We start from the raw sequence: 22,641 nt of genomic DNA on the forward strand, positions 1-22,641 counted from the left end.
CACTCGCCGTCTTGAATTTTTGCCGCAGAGAAAATTGCGTCAGCCATCTCGACAAGCTACCATAAACCCCCTCCCTAGCGGAGCAAGGGCCGTATCGTGCGGTAGGTGCCGACGATTCGTTTTCGGTTTTCTAAGGTCTGCGAATTGCAACGAGGTGAAGAAGATGCGGCGGTTACCAGCTTTTTTAGTCGTTTTGCTTTGGGTCACTCATTCGCCCCCACCCGCCAATGCCGAATTAATCGGTGCGGGCCAGATTTCATTTCATGCGACCGCGATCCAAGACATCACGCTCAACGGAGGAACAGTGATCAACCCCGGTGCCGAGATTGTCATTTCCGATGTCGTTGGGACCGGGATAGCCGGCTTGAATATCGGTGACCAAGTTGGCGACACCATCCCAATCATTTCGGTATTTGGATGGGAGTTCGTCGGGACCGATACATCGGGGGTCGTCAATGGCGATTTCCGTTTCGGAAATATTCCTCCGTTCACCGGCGCCGACTACTCTGGCCAAATTACCAATGTCGTTCAAGACAATACCGACCCGGGTTTCGCTACTGGTGATCCCTCTAGCTTTCTCTCAGGAAACTACTCTGTTTCCGGCGACTCGTTTGCATTTGAAGTTCTGACGGGTGAAAGCGCGGGGCTATTGCTGACGACTGACCCGGCGCAAGGGTTTAGTTTCACGTCGACCTTTGATGGCTTGCCCCCGTCCGCCGGAACGGTGATTACAAGTTCCGGAGATTTAGACATTTACTTTGGTACCGAACTCGTCGGCTTCAGCAGCAATCGCCGTATCATCGTCACAGCCATTCCCGAGCCAGGTGGTGTCGCTTGCCTGTTGCTGCTCACCGCGTTGGTGACCGGACGCCGACGCCGTTAAAATCGCCGCTCCCCCGGAACGGAACACGCCGACGGGCCGTTCTTGTAGCTATCGTCGCCTTTCACTTCGTGAAAGGTGCGTACGCAATCGCTACGTTTGCGAAGCAAAAGGCGACTATGTTCGTCGTACATCCGAGTAGATCATCAGGCCGCCGAGCGTTTCGATCACCAGACGTTCTCTTCGGCGCACGCCAACGCTTTCACGAAAGGTCCTGGCAGCTCGATTGCTGGAATCCCGTTGGCGTCCGATTTAGGGTCGCCGAATCAGTGGTTACTTGGCCTGGGTTGTAGCCGCCAGCCCGGAAGCGAACTGGAGGCAACAGCGAAACCGTGAAGTTCCTGCCGTAACACTTCGGTCGCTATTCGACCTGCAGCCGTCTGCGAATCGTCTCCCGAAGAGGGGTGAAGCCAACGAAAAGAGTCCTGACACCTTTTTCACATTGGAGTCTTCTACCTTGGGGCTTTCGGTTTCGATATAACTCCGGCGGTGAATGTCGTATCACGATAGTTCACCCTGAATACATCTGGTATTTCGTTTGATATCTGCCTGCTATCCAAGCTTGTGATCGAACGATCCGCAACGCTTCGTGTGCGATGATTGCGGATATACCAACCTCGGTGTCGCCTCGGGATTGATTCTTTTTCACACCCAGGCGGTAACAACCTGCACCGCAAACTCGACCAGACAGCCTTGATTTTAGGAGCGATCTCGCATGCCGAACATTCTTCTTCGAAACTTAACGGTCCTTGCTCTCTTGCTCATCACCGGAGCCTCGGGGCACGTTTGTGCTCAACAAAAACCGAAGGCTCAGTTCTGGGAAATCACCGACAAGTGGACCCATCAAACCGGATTGCAACGTTGTCTATCGAGCGCCGGATTCGCTGCAACTCCCTTTGATCCCAAGAGCGGCATCGATGCCGATTGCGACCTGTTGGTATTGGGATCGTTCCTTTCCGAAGATCCGCGTTATCGGGCGTGGTCCAAGGAACAAGCCACTTCGTTGCAGGGGTTCCTCGATGAGGGTGGTGTCATTTTGCAACTGACGCAGGCCGATCAAACAGAATCATCGCCTGCGTTTATCCCGAAGGAGTTGAACGTCAAACGCACCGATAAAGACGGCAACCCGGTACTGGTCCTGGCCGACTCACATCCCCTCGTCGCACAACTTCCACGCCGTTCGACCAACAATAAGCAACTCGAGCTTCCGATGCATCACCGCCGCGGTTCGTGGGAAAGCCTGCGAGACCAAAAAGGCTTTCGCGTGTTGCTTACCTTGGACGCTACCAATCGCGATCCGGTACTCGTCGAAGCCGCCGTCGGCAAAGGACGGTTGCTGCTGACGTCGCTGTTCTTCGACAAACTGGAAAACAAAGACGGAGAGGTCACAGCGCCGGTAGAATTTCACAATGCATCGAAAGCCTTCTTCGCTGGTCTTCATGACTACGTCTTGGCTGTAGCCAATGGGAACGGCCCCGCGGTCGAACCCACCAAACCCTATGTGCCACCGGAACCATGGGATTTCGTCGCGGGTTCGACGACCGTCGTCGCCCTACCAGACACACAGATTTACAGTGAACGCTTTCCGCAGCACTTTGTTGCTCAGACCGAGTGGGTTGCCAAAAACCTCGACCGCCTGAACATCGCGGCCGTGTTTCACGAAGGTGACATCACGAACCGTAACACCCCCGAGCAATGGGAGAATGCGAAAGAAGCGATGCAGCCGCTGTGGGGAAAACTGCCTGTGATCTGTGCCCCCGGCAATCATGACATGGGCCCCCGCGGGAACGGAGCCACGCACGAATCGCTGATGAGCGACTACTTGACCGTGGAAGACTTTGCCAAGCATGATTCATTCCAAGGAACACTGGACTCGGGTCGCACCGAAAACAATTATTCGCTGTTTGAAGCCGGAGGAATCGAGTGGATCGGAATTGCTCTCGAATGGGCGCCACGCGACCGGGCCGTTCAGTGGGCTGACGAATTGTTGACGAAGCACTCGGATCGACGAGCGATTTTGGTCACTCATGCTTACACCTATTTTGATGATTCAGTGTATGACGTCACGCAGCGAACGGACCAAAGCTGGAGTCCGTATGGCTATGGTGTTAAAAACAGTTCCGAAGGCGTCAACGATGCCGGTGACATCTGGCGGAAAGTGATTCATAAACATGACAACGTCGTGCTAGTACTCTCCGGCCATGTCCTCGGAGACGGAGCGGGACGCGTGACTTCGAAGACCGACAACGGAAGCCTAGTCCATCAAGTCCTAGCCAACTATCAAATGTTGACCGAAGGTGGACAGGGTTGGTTACGCCTGATGGAATTCCTGCCCGATGGGGAGACGATCCAAGTACGCACCTATTCACCCGTTTTGGATCGATTCAACACCGATCCCCAGCATCAGTTTCGACTCAGCCTAACGCCATCGGCGAAGGAATAACGCAGACTTCTTTGGCTCGCATCGATAGACTTGCGGCCGGGCGATGCCGGCCCAATGGTCGTCACTGCGAGCGGCAAACTGCTGAGCTAGAAGCCCTGACCGGGCGTTGTCGTGCGCAGACTCCATAGCGTACCGCCTGCTGTAACGAACAGAGTTTTTCCATCGCTGCCACCGAAGGTACAATTCGTGACTTCGTCACGAACGATGGCAACGAATTCAAGCAGTTCGCCCTGCGGTGAAAACACATAGATGCCGGCGGTCGAAGGATCGGCGGTTTCGAAGGGCAGATTGGGACGATTCAGTCCGGCGGCGACATAAATCCTGCCAGCAATGTCCAGTTTCAGTCCGTCGGGACCGCGCGTTGCCCCCCAGTCATAAATCAGCGTTTGCGTCGCGGCGTCGATATCACCACCGGGATTCAGGTTGAATCGCCATAGCTTTCGTGCCCCGCCACGGCGGTTGTTGTTGTTGTCGGCGACGAAGAGATATCGGTTGTCCGGCGTGATCGCGATGCCGTTGGGACGATCCACTTCGTGGGTGATGACGCGTTCAATTGTACCATCGGGGTCGACTCGATAGACCCCTTCGACCTCACGTCCGTCGGCATCGTGCATTTCGATGGTGCTACGATCACCATAGCGTGGGTCCGTGAAATAGATTCGTCCTTTCGCATCGATCGTCAGATCGTTAGGCGTATTGAATTTCATCTGCTGATACTCGGCAGCAAGGATCTGCAGCGAACCATCTTGACGTCGTTTTACCAGACGTCGCTTTGCAGACTGGCAAATGATCAAGTCGCCTCGGTCGTCAAATCGCAGTCCGTTCGATCCCGCGCCAGGAAACCAAACGGTTTGTTCGCCGTCCGGTGTTCGTCGGTTGATATTCCCTTCGCCGCTGGTCAAAAGTCCGAGATCGGGATGCCATGCGGGACCTTCGCCGGCGCCAGTTTCCTGCAGAAGCGTCGGTTCGGATGCGAAGACGGAAAGACGATCGGCACTTTCCCGGAGCCGGATTGTCGCGGTCACCGGCAAATGATCGGAAAGCATTTCCGTGCATCGGTCGCGAAGAATCGCGACCGAATCGACGTACTCGGTCAAGGAAGGAGAAACGAAGATGTAATCAAGGCGACGATCTGATCCGTGCTCCTGGTCACTGACTAAGTTCGCCGGGAAGGTACCAACAAAAGGAAGATGTGGAGACCGACGCGAAGCGACTAGATCCGTGTAGCCCTGATCGAGAATCGCTTGAATCCCGCCGTAGTCGAGACTTCCGTTGTTAAGATTGCGGGCACGAGCGTTCTTCTGGTCGAGGCCATCGAAGAACGGAACGAGACGCTGGTCAGAATCGTACTGGGGTTTGTCATCGGGGGAGAACCCATTGAAATCGCCAGCAAGTACGACTTTCGGATTCTTTTCCGGCAGTGATCTGACGTCCTCTTTCAATAAGGCAGCCTCGTCGATTCGCCACTGAAAATTGGAAGGGTGAAAATGGATCACGTAGAACCAGATCCCCTGAATTCGGCATCGCAACAAACCGTGGTGGAAACCCTGCCGAATTCGCTTGACGTCACTGATCGGATAACGAGACGTGACCCCAGTAGCAAACCCGTCTTCTTTGAGAAGCACCGAATAGGAGTGCCCCCAAGATTCCGCGTCGGCCTGCAGGCGTTCATCGGTGTAGGAGTTCAACTCTTGTAGCGAAACGACGTCCGGAGACTGGGCCTTCATCCAACGTTTCCAGTCACTATATCGCGGCTCAGATTTCTTCGTGAATCCGTACCACACGTTGTGTGTGATGATCTTTAGTGATTCAGGCGTGGGGGAGCCGCTGGATTGGGCAAATACAGATGGGGCAAGTGTAGACGTGCCGATCAAAAGGATCAGCAAGATCGAACTCAGTCGGGGATAACGTGCGCGGGACATGATAAAACTCCGGAAACTCTCGTTGTCTTGAATTGACCAGGGTATCAAGTTGCAAGCGGTAGTGAGGTAGCGGAGTTCCTACCACGATCAATTCCGGGAGTTTTTCTTTCGAACGGCTCGGCAACGACAGGAGAGCTAGAGTTACGTCGCATCAAACCGCGAGAATCCGTTCTGCTGCTTTACTGTTTGGCGATGCAGTACAAGTAGGATTCTGATCGGACAAACAGCTCTCCGTCGCTGGCGGCAGGCGTGCTACTGAAGGCACTTGAGTCGCCCTCGAACGGTGGATTATGCGAGACCAACGTCAACTCCTCGCCGGGTTCAACCACATAGCTTTCGCCATTACGGGTGAACTGAATGATTTTTCCGGCGACGGCAATCGGTGATGAATAGTCGGCGTTGGGGAATCCACCAGTCGCACCTTTCATCCGAGGCAAGCGTTCTTTATAGACATACTCGCCGGTGTCGACATCGGCGGAATAAAAGATACCGCCGGTACACCAATACAACTGCTCGTTGACGGCGAGTGGAGAACAAATTCCTGAACGCAAGTTGGTTTGCCAGAGAACGCTCCCGCTCGGCTTTCCATCGGACGGGGCCAATCGGACGCCGACACCACGGCCGGCACGACTCCCCATCCAAAACGCTCGATCGCCACTGACCGCGATGCAGCCGCAGGCAGCGTCATCGAGTGGCGAGTCAACTCGCCACCGCTCTTGTCCGGTCGCCGGATCGACTGCGATCACCGTATTCGGCAAATTGAACAGTACCGTTTGCTGTCCATCGATCGTGACGGGCGTCGGCGTTGACCAGCCGTTGGTGAATTTTGGGTCGCTGATGGCCCAACGTTGATTGCCGGTTCGCTTGTCGATCCCCAGCAGTTGATTCCCCATCACGTTGGCGTCAACGACCAGTACATCACCGACCAAAATCGGACTCGCCCCGTCACCCCATTTCGCGGGATCGGACTTCTGACCGAGATCAATGTTCCAGGCCAGCTCTCCGTCGACGGTGTAGGCATACAAGCCAGCCTTTCCGTGAACGACGTAGACCATTTGCCCATCGCTGACCGGCGTGCTGCTGGCGTAGCCGTGCTGGGTGATGAAGCCTTGATAGGCATCCTCATTGTCTGCCGCGCCGACCGATTGTCGCCAAAGTTCTGTCCCCGTGGTTCGATCGAAAGCTAACAAATGCCGCTGTAAGTCCTTCGGGTCTCCGGGATTTTCACGGTCGATGCCGTAGCCGGTGTAAGCGGTCAGAAAGACCCGGTTACCGACGATGATTGGGGATGACGTACCTTTGCCAGGAAGTTCGGTCTTCCAACGCAGATTCTTTTCACTGGACCACTCCGTCGGTACGGCGGGGCCTTCGATTTTGCCGGACGTCGCTGGCCCACGAAACTGCGACCAATCGGCGGCCGGGGCAATCGAGCAGGTCAGCACGGCACACACGGCGAAACAGAGTTGGCGAAACATGCGATCGAACCTATTAACTGAACTCGTTAGCTGAATTTATTGACACGGAATGACCGTCGAAAAGTATTCGTTGAACGTTAGACCGTTGGCAAGTGAATCGCGTCAAAACAGTTGCGTCAAAAGCCATCCAAAACTCACGCCCTAAATTCAGCTTTGTACAATTGGACCATGAGCTTGGCGAAAACTTAAATTTCCATCCAACCCTATCCGGCACCTCGCGTGAATGCGCTATGACCATGGCGAACGCTATCCGGACAATAATCCCCCTCGACTTTTATAGAAACGAAGCACTGATTCAACGAAGCTTACGCCGTCCTTGCCGGTCCACCACTAAGCTGCACGTCTTGTTCGCACGTTTTGTTCCCTACGAAGTGAACGCAAATGATTCGATTCTCTCTCACTGGTCTCGCAATCGCTTTCCTCCTTGGGAGTGCCACGTTTAGCTGGGCTCAGTTGCCGAAGCTTGCCGACGACCGACTTCAATTGACGCTCTATGCCGATAGCTCCGAAATCGTCACTCCGATCGGAATGGTGATCGATCAACGTGATCGGATGTTTGTCATCGAATCCCATACCCATCATCCCCCCTCGGATTACGCAGGTCCGAAGAGTGATCGGATCAAGATCTTTGTTGACGAGGACAACAACGGAAAGCCTGATTCGATTTCCATTTTTGCCGACGGCATTCATCAAGCGATGAACCTGGCAATTTCCCCCGACGGTGATCTTTTTGTTGTTTGTGCTCGGGAAGTGCTACGACTGGTCGACGACGACAACGACGGCAAATGCGAACGCAAGGAACAGGTGCTTCGGCTTGTCACCGAAGAACGTTACGCCCACAACTGTTTGCTGGGAATCACCTTCGATCGTGAAGGTTGGATGTATGTCGCGAGAGGCAACACCGGCAGTCGTCACTATCGATTCGAAGGATCGGACACGTCAATGATCGAGGGATACGGTGATGGGGGAAGCGTGGTTCGTTGCCGTGACGACGGCAGCGAACTTGAAGAATTTGCAACCGGCTTTTGGAATCCGTTTGACTTAAAATTTGACGGCAGCGGTCGGTTATTATTGGTTGACAATGATCCTGATGCCCGCGGACCTAATCGCCTCGTACATGTCGTCCGCGGTGGGGACTATGGCTATAAATCGCTTTATGGCGGCGGTGGAAATCATCCATTCCAAGGTTGGGACGGATCACTTGCTGGGACATTACCCTTTATCGCCGGAACGGGCGAAGCCCCATGTGGACTAATCGATTGCAAGCGTGCGTCGCTACCAAGCGATTACCAAGAAAGTCTTTTGGTCACCATATGGAACGAGAACTCGATCGAACGATTCGATGTTCAGTCGAACAATGGAACAATTACAGCAACCGGGCGGCGACCATTCCTTACCGGAGCAAAAGACTTTCGGCCTGTCGCAATCGACAGCGATACTCGCGGCAATCTATTCGTCACCGATTGGATGCTCGTCGACTACCCGAACCATGGTCACGGACGCATCTGGCGAATTACTTGCAAGCCCGAGGTCACTCCATTTAGGCCTCGCGCAAATTTTTCAGATGCAATCGCTAGCGATGAAGTCGTACGACAAACTTCCTTCTCTGCTTCTGATACCGAAAACATTGCAGCCTCGTTAGAAAGCGGTCACCCGTTCGTCTCACACGCGGTGCAAATGAGACTCGCCGATGAATCGCTTCGGGAACTACGAGATAAACTCGCAAATCATCGATCACAGAACGTTCGTCTCGGCGCTCTGTTATCCGCAAAGCGGGCCAACATTGATGAGATCGATTACATTCGCAGATTTTTAAAAGACGAAAGTATCGATGTACGCCGAGCGGCACTAATGTGGGCGGGCGAATCGATGAGGGAGGACTTGCGTTCGGACTTGGAGATTGCGATTCATGTCGGTGCCGTCGATGCCAATCTTTTTGAAACGTACCTCGCGGCTGTCGAAAACCTGAGCGGTAGTTTTGCAGACGGCTACCGTCGTCGGTCTGAAAGTCGTGCAAAAGAACTTAGACGGGAACTCCCAAATGGTCTGCTAGGCTCGATCGCACGCGATCCTGAATTTCCGGACTCGGTTCGCGCACACGCGGTCAGTCGGCTTACAGACGCACAGGTCGAAGAAAGTCTCGCGTGGTTGATTCCGTTGGTCACTCAGTCAAAGCAGCCGTTTTCAGTCGCTATTATTCGACGACTCAGCAGTGTGTCTGCTGCGCGTTCTCGTGAAGTGTGCCGCCTATTGACCCAGCTTGCGATCGACGATTCGATGAGTGACCTGGTTCGCTGCGAAGCGTTGTTCACACTCAGTCACTTTCAACCGATCGAACCAAGTCTGTTCTTGCCTCTGCTGCATGCATCGGAAGAGGACATCGCGATCGAAGCCGCGCGAACGTTTCGATCTTGGCTTGATGCAGGGCTTGCGCGAGACTGCCTTAAGAAGATCAAGGCGCTCGATCTTTCAGAAGACGTCCGGGAGCGTATTTCTCCCGCGCTCGGTCAAGAGCAAGTCACGGCAGCAGGGCATAGTTTGACTGCGGATGAATGGATACAACGTCTGACAGGAAAGGCGGACGCTCTGCGAGGACGACGAGTCTTCCATACTCATCGCGTAGGATGTTCCGCGTGTCATTCGATCGGCAATCGAGGTGGGACGCTGGGACCGGATCTAGGCCGAGTTGCCGAATCAAAAAGTCGAAAACAAATTATCGATTCGATCTTGAACCCTTCCGCGGAGTTCGCGCCACAGTATCAAGCCTGGATGGTGGTGACGGTTGACGGTGAGATTCATCGTGGACTGCAACTGGACCACAAAGCCGGTGGGAAAATTAACCTAACGCTTGACGACGGGTCCACACGAACTTACGCCGCTGATGAAATTGAGGACTACATTGCATCGCCGAACTCATTAATGCCAAGTGGGCTGGAAAAGACCATGACGATTGGCGAATTCCGGGATCTGGTCGAATACCTTATCCAAGAAAGCATCGACGAAAACGGGACTTCGCATTGATTGGCCCCACCGCCGGAACCACATCCAAACTTACGTCGAGATTCCTGGGCCAAATTCCAATCGGATCCCTGCTAGCCGATCGCGATCACAAACACCGTCAGACTAGCGAATGCCACTAGTCGGCGATGGGCTACTCTTGTTTAGTTCCATTTGAAACAGGGGTTTGATTCATCAGTCGACGGGCATTAGCCCCGGTGATTGCACCGAAACCGTGGCTAACGCCATGCAGCTAATTCTATAATCGAGTTGGAACGAAGTAGTTTCCGGATGGAACATGAAACGCCCAATTTTTTTTCATCTTCTTCGCAGAATGCACGTCACAAATTTTGAGTTTGCACGAGGACGGTAGCAGCCAATGGAGTCATCGTGGCTTTTATTAAGACAACCGTGCGATGGCATGCCTCCATCTGACTCTTTTCCTCTCCTCTTACGCAAACGTCCGAGTGTGACCATGGGCATTCTTAAGTCGACCCCGACCGTTCTTGCCATTTTCCCGCCACCGGGTCACGTGGGCGCCTATACGGTCCAGGATGGTGACAATTGGTCCAGCGTTGCATCTCGCGAAGCCGGGCGGTCAGATCCTTGGGATTTGATCGAATTCAATTTCGCAACTCGCGACCCTCGTGAGGTTAACTGGTACTTAGAAAGCTACTTGAGCTGTACCGAATCAAGCGATGGGAAGAACTATCAATTCTCGACCGGTGCGGGCGACATCTATTTACCGCCGGCCGACTGGGATCCGTCGCTCGAAAGGGCACTACAACTAACAGTCTTGGGTGCGTTAACGAACTGGGCCACGAAAGCGATCAACTTTCAACGTCGCAGTCATCGCGTGACGGCAAGAGAGTTGATGGTGGTGGGCAACGCAATCATCGACGGCAAGATCCGCGTGCTCCAGTCGAGCGCAGTGCGTGGCGGACGTGCGGTCTATGATTCCGGACGAAACGTCATCGAACTCGGGCGTGGGGCGGGACGGACAATCACCAGCAAAGCATTGATCGTTCATGAGTGCGTGCACGCACTCTTTGACCTTCGTTGTGATTCAATGACGGTTGGTGAGTCGGAGTCGATGGCCTATGTTGCTCAGTCAATCTTCATGGCTCAGCATACCGATAGCCCTGAAGAGCGATTGCACGTCGATATTCCTGACGACGGAACCCCGGAAGAGATTCGCGACGCAGCACGTCGCGATGCTGTTTTCCAACAAGCTTGGAAGATCGCGCTGCGTCTGCTGGATCACAAACCGGTGCCACAAAACGACTGGAATCTGCTCAGCACGGCAGTGAGTTTGCACCCAAGCTATAGCGGCAACTCGGGGCAGAATGCCATCTTTGATGGCGTTTAGCGAGACACCATCGTTCGGGGCGGCGACGCCGTCTACTGGACGCGGAATGGACGTCGATCAGTGAACGTTTCACCGTACGCGTCTTCGGCTTGTACCTCCAACAAGTGCGTCCCTTTTGGAAGCACATTCGGTAGATGGCCGACCCAAATGTGAGTGCTCTCCCGCGGTCGATTCATGCGTTTAGTGCCTTCCATCGGCGTCGACTCGTCGATCGACTGTTGGCGAACATAGTGTGGGTCATTTCGATGTTCGTGTTTCATCGCGACCCATTCACTATGTCCGACAACACGCATTTTGACGTGAGAACTGTGCGAGCCATTGAAGACATTGACCAAAACCTCGCCTTTGTCGCTAGATAGCTGATCGGCGGCAATCGCGTCGGCGACAAAGAGATTCATTTGGTAATCTTCTTCGTGATTGGCGGCCTTCCATTTGACCGACATCTTCGGGCCATCAAAGGTGGCAATCGCATAGCCATTAGGCGTTCCATCACGCATTGTCGTCATGGGGATACCACGCGAGTCTAAGGGGCCTTTCCACCAAGTCCCGGAAGCGGTTCCAACATTGTGATGGATGTGCACTCCATGATCGTGTGAGTGATAGCCGAACTCCGAACCGAGGTGGTAGATCGCATTGAGGTGCGTGTGAGCGGAGAATGATGCGGTATGTGGAAAACGGGAGAGGAGTTCAAGGACACGCTTCAGCTCCGGCGTCGGTTGCTCTTCACCGGGTATTCCGTTGGTCAGCGGGATGTGCGTTCCGATCAAGATCCGATGGTTCTGGGGGACCGTATGGAGGTAATTTTCCATGAACGCCAGTTGCCGTTTGCTTAACCCCGCGTGGTAACCCTTGCGCTCGAAGCCATGATAGACGATGTTATCCATCGCCAAGAAATGCACGTCCCCGTACTGAAACGCATAGTCGGACGGACCGAACGCTTTATGAAACGTTTCGTTGGCGTGTTCATCGTCGGGGGCACGAAAGTTGATATCGTGATTCCCGATCACGTTATGCCATGGAATTCCCGCCAATCCTTGCATCTCGATCATCGGTTGAAATAGATCGAGCTGGTTGCCGACGATGTCACCTAAGGTCACGCCGAATTCAGCATCCACATCGACCAATTCACTCATGATGTCACGGCCGAAGAACTGGACTTCTTCGATGCTTACCGGTTGCGGGTCACCGAGTAGGACTGCTCGGATCACATTGGGAGCTTGAAAGGGTCGCAAGGCAAAGTCAACGGACTCGGGCAACGGGCCGGTCGGCTCACTCCCCTTGAACCGAAAATCGTCATCGGGTGAACCGTTGGGTTTATGGATGTAAAAGAACTGTGGCAAGTTGTTTTCATCGACAGGATAGATCCACCCCTGCGGCTTGCACGCAAACAGAATTGTGTCGCCATCGACCGGAAGCGTGTACCGTCCGTCGGCGCCAGTCAGGACGACCGCTTCGCCGTTGGAAACTCGGACGCCTTCGACACCTGATTCGCCTTCATCGCGCGTGCCGTTTCCGTTTTGGTCATGAAAGACGACGCCCTTCGCAGTTTGCTTCGCAATGGGTTCGGCTGCCTTGAGCGACGATCCAAAGAGAGGTACTAAACAGACAATGGCGGTGAGACAAAGTGGTCGGCAACGCAGTGACATCATGGTTTCCTTAAGGCGGGGAATTCGATCGAAGAAGCTACCAATCGTCGCTTCGATCAACCAGCCTCAAAGTTCTCCGATAAGGCCGCACAAACGTCGATTGGCAGCCGGAGATGCCGTTTCAAACGGTGCTTGGCATGATCAGCGGGTGATGTGAAGTTTTGATAGTGTTTCGAAGAATGCGAGGGGATGGCAATCGCCAGCCACCATTGTGATTGGAGTAATCACCACCTGCTCACGGCGCCTCAAATTCGTCCCTAAAATCTCTGCGGGAAGCTCTGTTGCGAGAGAAGCCGATTAAATTCCCTCGCCGGTCGTGCTCAAAGCTGCAACAGTCGTAAAGCACTTCCTTCAGTTTCCTTCGCCCGCGCTGGATTCGCGATTTTGCCCCTGAGAGCGAAAGGTCAAGTCGATCCGCAATCTGCTGCTGAGAGAGTCCTTCAAGTTCGTAAAGTTTGAGCGCTACCCGGTACTTGTCAGGTACTTGATCCAGCATTTGGGGTAACCAGCCAATTACGGTGTCTTCGAGTCGTGGCTCGATTTCACAATCGCATTCGATCTCCTCGGCGAGTGGGGACGCTTCTCGCGACCTTGCCCGATAGTGGTCGGTCAGTAGATTGCGAGCGATTTGAAATATCCATGGGCGAATGCGCTGATGATCCTCGACCGACTCAAGCCGCGAATGAATCCGCACAAACACTTCTTGCAATAGATCTTCGACAGTTTGATGGTCACGAATGCGAGCGGCAAAGAAGGATCGAATCTGGTCGCCCAGTTGCCGCCAAATCTCCTCGGATGTCTTGCAATCGTCTTTCATGACTATTCGATCGTCAGTTTTCTCTATCACCCGGCCGCGATCACGGCGACATAATCATCGGTCATACGGGCAAAACTTCGCGGCGAAGGTGATCGTCCACCAATGCGATGCCACGTTGCATCGACACGTTTCCGTGTTTCGGCAAGTGCTCCGTATAGATTAAAGGTTTCAGCTCGGCTCGTCAGCCGACAAGCGTTGGTCCCGGCCACTACACGGTAACCGTGGCTAATGCGATTCGTGATGAGCCTCATTTCGAGTGCTAACCCAACGCTAAGCCGGAGGTGAAGTATCTTCCGCAAACGCGAAATCAGTCGAGCAAACTCCGGTGGAAGGCAACTCAAGCTCAACCTTCCGAGCCGCTTGGTGGTCACCCGAGAGTGCGGCGACGATCGATCGAACCTGTTCGTATCCTGTCATCAACAAAAAGGTCGGTGCCCGCCCATAGCTCTTCATGCCGGCGAAGAAGAAATTCTGCTCGGGCTGACGCAGTTGTTCGGCCCCGTGTGGCGGCACGGACCCGCAACTGTGATGGTTCGGGTCAATGAGTGGTCCTAGGTTTTTGGCCGCCTCGGTCGCTGGATCAAACTCAAGTCGCAGTTCTCGATGCATCGTCAAGTCGGGGCGTGCACCGGAAGCGACGATGATTTCATCAACAATCACACGAGTGTCGCCGGCGACGTCAATCACTTCCGTTCCCGCATCGGTTTCTCGCAGCGACGTCACCGAGAGGTCGGTGAGCAGCGTCACCTTTCCTTCCTCGACCGCATGTTTGGCGTTGTCCCCGAGTCGGCCTCGTTCGGCGATTTCGTCGGCATTGCCGCCTCCCCAAAGCTTAGTCGCATTCTTACGGCGAATGCCCCAACTGATCGATGTGCCAGGAAATGTTTTGGCGAGTTCAACAAGACTGAGAATATTACCGGTCGCGGAATGCCCCGATCCGACGACCAGGACTCGCTGATCGGCGTAGCGGTCACGGTCGCGATCAAGCACATCGGGCATCCCGTATTGAATCCGGTGCCGCAGTTGTTGCTCGCCATCGGCCGGGACCCCACCGGCACCCAACGGATTTGGTGTCGTCCATGTCCCCGACGCATCGATTACCGCGCGAGCCCGAATACGTTGCGGGCCGTCCGGTGTTTCGACGATTAAAAGGAACGGAGCTTGGTTGCGCATGCCATTCTTCATCCGGTCATGCCCTTCACGCGAAACCGAGATGACTTTGTGATCGAGCTTCAGGTGGGAAGCGATCGCGGGATGACTGGCTAGCGGATCGAGAAATCGTTCGATCAATTCACTCGCGTTCGGAACACGGTCTCCGCTAGGTGCTGACCAGCTGCCGCTTGCACTAAGCAGTCGTTTCCCCACCGGATCGAGAAGGAAAGACCAGGGCGTAAAGAGTCGTACGTGACGCCACTGCCACATACTTGCCGCGACCCGATTTCCAGATTCAAGCACGAGGAAACATTGGCCGCGTTCGGCAAGGTTTGCCGCCGCAGCCAGTCCGACCGGACCAGCGCCAATCACGACAACGGGCAGATCACGGTTGGGATCCTCCCAACCTACCGTCGACGAATTGAGTTCCACTGAACCGTCCACCAGAGTTGGCTCGCCCATCGTGTCGCAACAGGATGACGTCGGCAGCGAACTCGTTTCGGCGGCACACTCAACACCAGTAGATGTGTGGCAGCATCCCCGATCACCATCCGCTTGAACCGTTGAGATTTCGCTGGGGGACTCGCGGCCTTCGCGTCTGGCCTTGGGGGGATTGCAGTGATCGCGGGCATCATCGATTGGATTCATTCTATCTCTTTGGTGGTGGGGTTCACTGAGGGCGAGGTCAATTGGATGCGGGTAATCACTCGTATCCGCAATTGGAGACGCAGATCGATGTCGAAAGACGCAATTTTCGTTGAACTTGCGATGATTTCGTTGTCGCGAAAGTCACGTCCTTCCCTGCAAAGTTCTTGGCAATCTGACTTGACATCATTCCATAAAACAATATCGTTCATCGCAGATAGACGATAGAAGTCAATCGAGATTTGCCGAGAATTGAGATGGGCGACCTACCGATCGGCGCCTTGCTGATCACCGTCCACAGTCAGCGCGGCGAACTCCGCATCTAGCGATCAACAGCGTACGGGGAGAACAACAGTGCCAGAAAAACATGACGACCACCTCGCGATTGAGCGCGACCCTAGAGGCGAATCGTGTCCGGTGGACAAACAAACCAAAACGATGGGAGGTTTTGAGCGTTATCTCACGCTTTGGGTCGGGCTGTGCATCGTTGCCGGAGTTGTGCTTGGCAAGGTCGCTCCGGGTCTTGCGCGATCACTTGATGCGATGTCCATCGACGTTAACGGTGCGCCAGTGATCTCGATACCAATCGCGGTTTGCTTATTCTTGATGATGTATCCCATCATGGTGAAGATCGATTTCGGCGAAGTGTTTCGTGCCGGGCGTGCGTTGAAACCACTCAGTTTGACGCTTTTGATCAATTGGGGCATCAAACCGTTCACGATGTACGCGATCGCATTGTTTTTCCTAGGGACACTTTTTCTAGGTGTGATCGGTCCTGATGCGACAGACTTAATCAAGCCCCCGCTCGGAAGCGATCTTGCGGTCGGAGCCGAGTACGGATCGGGTAAGGTTGTTTTAATCGACGGCGTCAAAATGCTCGAAGTCCCGCTGTGGCGCAGCTACCTTGCCGGTTGCATTTTGTTGGGCATCGCACCGTGTACCGCGATGGTTTTGGTTTGGGGCTATCTAGCGAAGGGCAATGATGGACATACCTTGTTTATGGTTGCGATCAATTCGTTGGTGATGTTGGTGTTCTATGGCGTGCTGGGCGGATTTTTACTGGGCGTAGGGAAACTACCGGTTCCCTGGCAGGCGCTGCTGCTTTCGATTTCTGTTTATGTCGCGTTGCCATTGGTCGCCGGATTCTTGACCCGGCGATGGATCTTGGCAACCAAGGGCGAAGCGTGGTTTCGCGAGACGTTCCTTCATTATTTGACTCCGATCACGATCACGGCGCTGTTGATGACCTTGGTATTGCTGTTTTCGTTTAAAGGCGAAACGATCATCGAGAATCCACTTACCATCCTCTGGATCGCGATCCCCTTAACGCTACAAACCCTCTTGATATTTGCGGTGGGGTTTGGGCTATCGAAGCTCTTCGGCTTGACATACGAAAACGCCGCCCCGACCGCAATGATCGGCGCGTCCAACCACTTCGAAGTCGCGATCGCTACCGCCACGATGCTGTACGGCCTTTCTTCAGGTGCCGCACTTGCAACGGTGGTCGGTGTCTTGATCGAAGTGCCATTGATGTTAGCACTGGTCAAATTCTGTTTAGCGACGCGATCATGGTTTCCGCATCAGAACAATCTGGCGGCAACTGATTCACCAATGGTTCACGCCGACCCCACATTGGAGACGACATCATGAATGGGAAATCACACAAAGATTGCTTCGGGAAAATGTTTCCGCAGCGAATCGAGACGGGCCTTAATCAAGCGAAGGTGTTTTCAGTCGAGAAGAAACTTCCCGGTGGACTGATCCACCGTAAAGAAGCTGTGAGAACTGACGTGGATCAATGGGATGATTGCCGGCGATGTCCTGAGTTTGACAGTTGCTACAAACTGAGCATGGCAAAAATCGCATTGCAGACATCGCTTTCGCATCAATAGCGTGAATTATTACCGTCACTGAGCCAACACCGCTCGACCTTCGTCACGCATTGCTTGCCAAAGCCTGGTCATTTCAGCTTTCATCGAGCGAACAAGATCAGGGTGCTGAGTCGCGATATCATTGCTTTGCTCAAGATCATTTGAGAGGTCATACAACTCGGCTCGATCGGGATCAGACGTCGCGAACCACTCGTCCAGCGAGACCCCCGGGCTTCGTTTCGGCAGCCATGCGACCAAGGTGTAACGATCGCGACGCAGCGAAATCTGTGGCATGCGAAACCAGGTGTCGCCGTGATGAGGATAAAACCAGATCGGCGAATCACGTCGTTCGACGTCTTTTCCTAGAAATGCCGGGAACGCGTTGACACCATCAATGTTTCGATTGACGGGGATCGCCGCTCCGACAAGATTACAGACCGTGGGCAAAAGATCGGTACCGTTGAACAACACGTCGCTTTTCGAGTTTGCCGGGATGACGTGCGGATAACGCACGATTCCCGGTACACGATGGCCACCTTCGTAGGGATAGCGTTTCATACCGCGGAGCGGTCCGGGTGTACCGAAGCACTTGTCGCGGATCGGATCTTCCCATTGTCCACGAGATTCATCGAACGTGACCGGCGTTTCGGGGCCATTGTCACTGGTGAATACCACGATTGTTTCCTCGGCGAGGCCTTCGGTTTGAAGTGACTTCATCAAACGCCCAAAAGCGTTGTCAAGCTGACTGACCGTGGCGTAGTAATCCTGCTTGTGTTCGTCGAGGTTGCGTGTAGGTCGAGCGACGCGGCCATAGCGAATTTGCTTTTCTAGCTGGTCGACTCTGTCAGAAGCATATCGATCGCGATAGCTTTCCGGTGGATCGATCGGCGTGTGTGGCTCGTGTGAGCAGACGAACATGAAAAACGGTTGTTGCTTGTTGCGTGTGTTCATCAACCAGTCACATGCATCATCAACGATCGCATCGCAGTACCATTGTTCGACTTTCCCGACGGGCTTGCCATTTTTAATAAACGCCTTCGGACGACGTGGGCCGCCGAGTTTGTCGAACGCATTGAGCGTTGTTCCCATCCAATAATCAAAGCCCTGTTCACCAGGACCGGGGTGGCCGTGGTCGGATTCCTCCAGCGTCGAAAGATGCCACTTGCCCCAAAATGCAGTTTCGTAGCCTTTGGTTTTCAAGATCTCGGCAAGCGTGACTTCCTGGTCTCTTAAGAACGTCTTGCGGCTATGAATGTAGAAAAAGCCGCTGCGATAAGGCTGACGTCCTGTCAGCAGTCCGGCCCTCGATGGTGAACAAACCGTTCCGGCGGAATGACAGTCGGTCAGAAGCACACCTTCCGAGGCAAAGCGGTCCAGATTCGGAGTTTCGATGATCGGATTGCCATAGCAACCGAGGTCTCCATAGCCCAAATCATCGGCAAGAAACACGATCACATTCGGCGGCCGGTCCGATGCCGAGGTGACGGCGCAGAAGCTCAACAGCATCAAAACGGAGCATGCGAAAGATTTCATCGGCCGATCCAAAGTTGGCAAGGAAACAGGACCAATCTAATGCCGAGTCGCACGACGCGACACATTGGAGCGACTAAAAAGAAAGGGAACAATGGAATGCTCCCCGATCAGCAGTGCCCGAGGCGGGACTCGAACCCGCACAGCCGTATCTGGCCGGGGGATTTTAAATCCCCTGTGTCTGCCAATTCCACCACCCGGGCATCTGTCGTGTTTTGCCGAGCGAGACAAGCATTTCCGGGCAGGTGGTTGACGGCCCGGACGTCGCGACGCGGCTTCGAAGTCATAACGTTTTCCGGCGAGGATTTGAACCCGCCGATGAGGCAGTTTGCTCCGAATTCGGATTCCCCTCCGCTACGATCGGGGCCAGTTTTACCGGGGGCTGCCCGGTTTGACCAGGGAACTGCGCCAGAAGACATTGAATGTCTGGCTAAATGTCGGCTGCCAATGACAGTTTGCACGATTTTCGCGTGTTCACCGGCTAGGTAACCAGGGAATGCGACACCAGCGGCGCCCCTTGAGTGCGTTCTAACTTGAGGAATGGGTCGAGCAAATCGCGGCAGGCGCGGACTACTAATCTTCGAGAATCGACACTCAATCTTTTCGTCCGGATCAGCGGTGATTGATGTTTCAACAGATTACGTCACCGGGGAACATTCCAGGAAAAGTTTCGACGGCGAAATGAGAAGCTGTATTGCGGCCATTGGACGCGCTCGGTGCCGTCGCGGAGATGAGCAGTTGTATCCCGTCTGGTCGCACGACGATCAACTAAAAAAGCACCCCAGCGATCCGCGCGGGATCGCTGGGGTGCACACCGGTGGCTTCCTTGCCGATGGACTCCTTTCGCTGTCAAAATCACCTCCTGTGATTCAGCTAGGACCACCTCCTGTGATCCCAATGGCTCTGACATTTCGGCAAGACGCTTCGACTCGCTTGCCCTCTTGGTCGACTCGACTGGCCAATTCGGCGAGTCGTGATTTCATGAACGCTTGCTCCGTGCTCTCGGTCGACACGTCCTTCGCCGGCTTGGGTGATCCCTGCATCGTCGTTGCCCCGATTCACATTTTGAAAGACACAGCCAGGTGCAGCGTTTCGTTTTATTTTAGGACTTGCCACATGGCGCTTGCCACGCTGGTGTCGCGATCACCGGGCCTAGTGCCCGGTGGCTGATTGATCGCGCCCGAATTCCTAATCGAAACAATGCACGTACGTTTGATACCCCAAAGTCTATGGTGGATCGCCCCCCCGTCCAATAGCAGTCTTTAAAGATTCTTGTCGGGAAGTTAATTGCGGAACACGGCAGGTCATTGGTGACTTTCGAGACCGCGTGGAACCGGTTCACGTTGATTTGGGTTTTAGCCCGTTACGCGTCGCCTGGGCGTTGGCAGGATCATCAGGCCAATGGTGCTTGGGGTAACGGCGTTTGAGTTCCTTTTTGACTTCGAGGTACGTCGTCTTCCAAAAACTTTCGAGGTCATCGGTGATCTGTTGTGGGCGATGGTTCGGACCCAACAAGTGCAATTGAATCGTCGTTTTCCCACCGGCGATCGTCGGTGTCGCCGGCCAACCGAAGAGCTCTTGAAGCCGGACGGCAAGGACCGGACGCTTTCCGAGTTCATAGGTCAGATGGAATTGGTTCCCGCTGGGAACCTGGATTTTCTCTGGCGCTTGCGTTTCGAACCACTGAAGCTGGTCGTAATCGAAGAGGCCGCGAAGGTAATCCAACCAAGGTGCTTCCGACAGTTTCTTGAAGGAGAGCATTGATTGGCAAAACTGCTTCAGCACCGTATCGATCGCTTCGGAGGATGGCATCGGTAATGCACCGGAATCATCGTATGAATCGAGGAATCTCCAACGATCAAGAAAACGCTGAGTCGCCTTGTCGTTCGGTAGCACCGATGCGATTTGTTGGTTGGCGTGTTGATAAAGCAGCTCGGCCGACTGATCATTCGGCTCCGACGAGCAAGGCGTTTCTCCGGCACAAAGGTCCAGAACATAGCGTCGTGATCGGGCGACGATCGCTTTCATCGACGGATGAAAAAACGTTTCGACACGTTCGCTGATCCAGTCATGCGGAATCCACGCCGGATCGATTGCCGACGCACGCCGAACGGTCGCCTCACTGCCTTTGCCATCGACGTCGATGCACAGAAAAAATTCTGCCGTGCGGACGGACGAATTGGAATCAAGCTTGACGCCGCGACCGCCCACCATCACTCCGCTACTTGCCCCCGGACGCCGTCGCTTGGCAAGTCGATCCGGATAGGCCGCAAGCAACGACCGAGAGATGGCTTCCTCGAGTGAGCCGGCACTACGCCCTTGTGTCTTTTCGCGGGACGCATTCTTAGGAATGATACCAACAAGTTGTTTTGCCACTCGTTCGATCGTCCGCGCGGCGGCGTGGTGGATATCGGAATCAGAAGTCCCCTCAAGATAACGTCTCAGGCGAAGCAAGCGATCGATTAAATCACTTTCGATCGTCGATTCGCGTGTCGTTCGCAGTCCACGCGGAAACGGATCTCGTTCGCTGAGCATTGCCGCTGCGATTGAGATCGGCTCGACGCAGTCAAACTGCGCGGCGGCTAGCATCAATCGCGCCAGTCTCGGATGAACCGGGAGGGAGATCATTTGTTGTCCCGTCTCGGTCAATCGCTGCTCCGAATCGATCGCCTCGAAAAGCTGCAATTGCTGGTTCGCCAGAGTCACGGATGACTCGGTCGGCGGCGTTACCCAGGGAAACTGAAACGTCTCGCGTTCGCCCCAACTGGCCAGACAGAGCATTGCCGAGGCGAGATCAGTCCGCAAAATTTCGGGCGGCGTGTGATCGGGGCGGCCACGATCGAGAGGTTTGGACCAAAGGCGATAACAGACACCGGGCGCAGTCCGCCCGGCTCGACCAGCCCGTTGATCGGCCGAAGCCTTGGAGATCGATTGGAGCTGAAGTTTCGTCAGGCCAACGCTGGAATCAAATTCGGCGACACGAGCCAGCCCCGAGTCGATCACACAGCGAACGTTGGGAATGGTGAGAGATGTTTCGGCAACGTTAGTTGCCAAAACAATCTTGCGAACTGGTGAGGGCCGTAAGATGGCGTCTTGTTTCTCGGCTGATAGATCACCGAACAAAGAATTGACTTCGATACCAGCTTTTCGGGCGATCGAATCGATTTGTCTGGCGGTTTGATTGATCTCGCCGACTCCGGGAAGAAATACCAAAATGTCGCCATCATTGTTTTCGATGACGTTTGGCAGAAGCCTTGCAACTCGTTCGGCGATCGCCTTCGCGGTTGGACGCATCGGTTGCAGCGACCGGTCATAGCGAACGTCGACCGGATAGGCGCGTCCTTCGCTTTCGATGACCACCGCGTCGTCGATCAGATGTTCAATCGGCGCGGTCTCCAATGTGGCGCTCATCACCACCAAGCGCAATTCCGGCCGCAGCGTCGAACGGATGCGATGCAGCATGCCGAGGACCAGATCGATCTCGATGGACCGTTCGTGAAATTCGTCCAGGATGACACAGCCGACATCGTCCAGCAGTGGATCGCTGGTCAGCTGCCGAAGCAGAATCCCCGACGTCATAGAAACGAACGCAGTCGTGTCGGTCCGGCGGCGGTCGAAGCGGACGTGGTAACCATACGTTTGCCCTACCGTCTCGCCGGCAAGCCCGCTCAATCGCATGGCCGCCGCCCGAGCCGCGACCCGCCGTGGTTGCAGCATCAAAATGCGTCCGGCTTCGATCACTCCCGAACGAAGCAATGCCGGCGGGATTCCGGTTGTTTTTCCGGCGCCCGGCGGGGCACGCAAAATAACGGATCGGTTTGCTTTGACCGCCGAGATGAGATCATCGAGGCAGTCATCGATCGGGAGCGATTCGGAATCCATTCGTCGAGTATT

14 protein-coding genes and 1 tRNA gene are annotated in these 22,641 nt (G+C 54.5%); 7 read left to right on the forward strand and 8 right to left on the reverse strand.

Annotated features, from left to right (window positions below; translation table 11 throughout):
• Positions 1–163 precede the first annotated feature (163 nt).
• Positions 164–883, forward strand: a complete 720-nt coding sequence (locus FYC48_RS12560) for a hypothetical protein (RefSeq protein WP_149497051.1) — start codon at positions 164–166, stop codon at positions 881–883.
• A gap of 712 nt (positions 884–1,595) precedes the next feature.
• On the forward strand, positions 1,596–3,323 hold the full coding sequence (locus FYC48_RS12565) for a metallophosphoesterase (protein ID WP_149497052.1): 1,728 nt from the start codon (positions 1,596–1,598) through the stop codon (positions 3,321–3,323).
• Between the two features lie 86 nt (positions 3,324–3,409).
• Here FYC48_RS12565 and FYC48_RS28715 read toward each other — a convergent pair whose 3' ends face one another.
• Both FYC48_RS28715 and FYC48_RS12575 read right to left on the reverse strand, forming a co-directional pair.
• On the reverse strand, positions 3,410–5,245 hold the full coding sequence (locus tag FYC48_RS28715) for an SMP-30/gluconolactonase/LRE family protein (RefSeq protein ID WP_160149490.1): 1,836 nt from the start codon (positions 5,243–5,245) through the stop codon (positions 3,410–3,412).
• A gap of 179 nt (positions 5,246–5,424) precedes the next feature.
• Entirely contained in the window at positions 5,425–6,720 is a 1,296-nt protein-coding gene (locus tag FYC48_RS12575; RefSeq protein ID WP_149497053.1) for an outer membrane protein assembly factor BamB family protein, read from the reverse strand.
• A gap of 381 nt (positions 6,721–7,101) precedes the next feature.
• On the opposite strand from FYC48_RS12575, the gene FYC48_RS12580 reads away from it, so the two are divergent.
• Both FYC48_RS12580 and FYC48_RS12585 read left to right on the forward strand, forming a co-directional pair.
• Positions 7,102–9,741, forward strand: coding sequence for a PVC-type heme-binding CxxCH protein (locus tag FYC48_RS12580; RefSeq protein WP_149497054.1), 2,640 nt, complete (start codon positions 7,102–7,104; stop codon positions 9,739–9,741).
• Between the two features lie 451 nt (positions 9,742–10,192).
• A complete protein-coding gene (locus tag FYC48_RS12585; protein WP_149497055.1) occupies positions 10,193–11,086 on the forward strand; it encodes a hypothetical protein in 894 nt (297 codons plus the stop codon).
• A gap of 32 nt (positions 11,087–11,118) precedes the next feature.
• Here FYC48_RS12585 and FYC48_RS12590 read toward each other — a convergent pair whose 3' ends face one another.
• The 3 genes from FYC48_RS12590 to FYC48_RS12600 form a co-directional block, all read right to left on the reverse strand.
• Positions 11,119–12,732, reverse strand: coding sequence for a calcineurin-like phosphoesterase C-terminal domain-containing protein (locus tag FYC48_RS12590; protein ID WP_160149491.1), 1,614 nt, complete (start codon positions 12,730–12,732; stop codon positions 11,119–11,121).
• A gap of 235 nt (positions 12,733–12,967) precedes the next feature.
• On the reverse strand, positions 12,968–13,549 hold the full coding sequence (sigZ, locus tag FYC48_RS12595) for an RNA polymerase sigma factor SigZ (RefSeq protein ID WP_149497057.1): 582 nt from the start codon (positions 13,547–13,549) through the stop codon (positions 12,968–12,970).
• A gap of 270 nt (positions 13,550–13,819) precedes the next feature.
• Positions 13,820–15,349 carry an NAD(P)-binding domain-containing protein gene (locus FYC48_RS12600; protein WP_149497058.1) on the reverse strand — a complete coding sequence of 510 codons (1,530 nt, stop codon included), beginning with the start codon at positions 15,347–15,349 and terminating at the stop codon, positions 13,820–13,822.
• A gap of 435 nt (positions 15,350–15,784) precedes the next feature.
• Between FYC48_RS12600 and arsB the strand changes: the two genes are divergently transcribed.
• Together arsB and FYC48_RS12610 are read left to right on the forward strand one after the other, a co-directional pair.
• Positions 15,785–16,996 (forward strand): ACR3 family arsenite efflux transporter, encoded by a 1,212-nt coding sequence (gene arsB, locus FYC48_RS12605; RefSeq protein ID WP_149497100.1) that lies wholly within the window; start codon positions 15,785–15,787, stop codon positions 16,994–16,996.
• Positions 16,993–17,238, forward strand: coding sequence for a hypothetical protein (locus FYC48_RS12610; protein ID WP_149497059.1), 246 nt, complete (start codon positions 16,993–16,995; stop codon positions 17,236–17,238). The genes arsB and FYC48_RS12610 overlap by 4 nt, the downstream gene beginning before the upstream one ends.
• 15 nt (positions 17,239–17,253) lie before the next feature.
• On the opposite strand, the gene FYC48_RS12615 is transcribed toward FYC48_RS12610, so the two are convergent.
• Together FYC48_RS12615 and FYC48_RS12620 are read right to left on the reverse strand one after the other, a co-directional pair.
• Positions 17,254–18,750 carry a sulfatase family protein gene (locus FYC48_RS12615; protein ID WP_235034223.1) on the reverse strand — a complete coding sequence of 499 codons (1,497 nt, stop codon included), beginning with the start codon at positions 18,748–18,750 and terminating at the stop codon, positions 17,254–17,256.
• 114 nt (positions 18,751–18,864) lie between these two features.
• Positions 18,865–18,950 (reverse strand) — tRNA-Leu (locus tag FYC48_RS12620).
• 478 nt (positions 18,951–19,428) lie between these two features.
• Here FYC48_RS12620 and FYC48_RS12625 point away from each other — a divergent pair.
• Positions 19,429–19,917, forward strand: a complete 489-nt coding sequence (locus FYC48_RS12625; protein ID WP_149497060.1) for a hypothetical protein — start codon at positions 19,429–19,431, stop codon at positions 19,915–19,917.
• Positions 19,918–20,085: 168 nt separating this feature from the next.
• Here FYC48_RS12625 and hrpB read toward each other — a convergent pair whose 3' ends face one another.
• On the reverse strand, positions 20,086–22,629 hold the full coding sequence (gene hrpB / locus FYC48_RS12630) for an ATP-dependent helicase HrpB (protein WP_149497061.1): 2,544 nt from the start codon (positions 22,627–22,629) through the stop codon (positions 20,086–20,088).
• Positions 22,630–22,641 lie beyond the last annotated feature (12 nt).

The sequence above is a fragment of the Roseiconus lacunae genome, from assembly GCF_008312935.1.
GTDB classification, from domain to species: Bacteria; Planctomycetota; Planctomycetia; order Pirellulales; family Pirellulaceae; genus Stieleria; species Stieleria lacunae.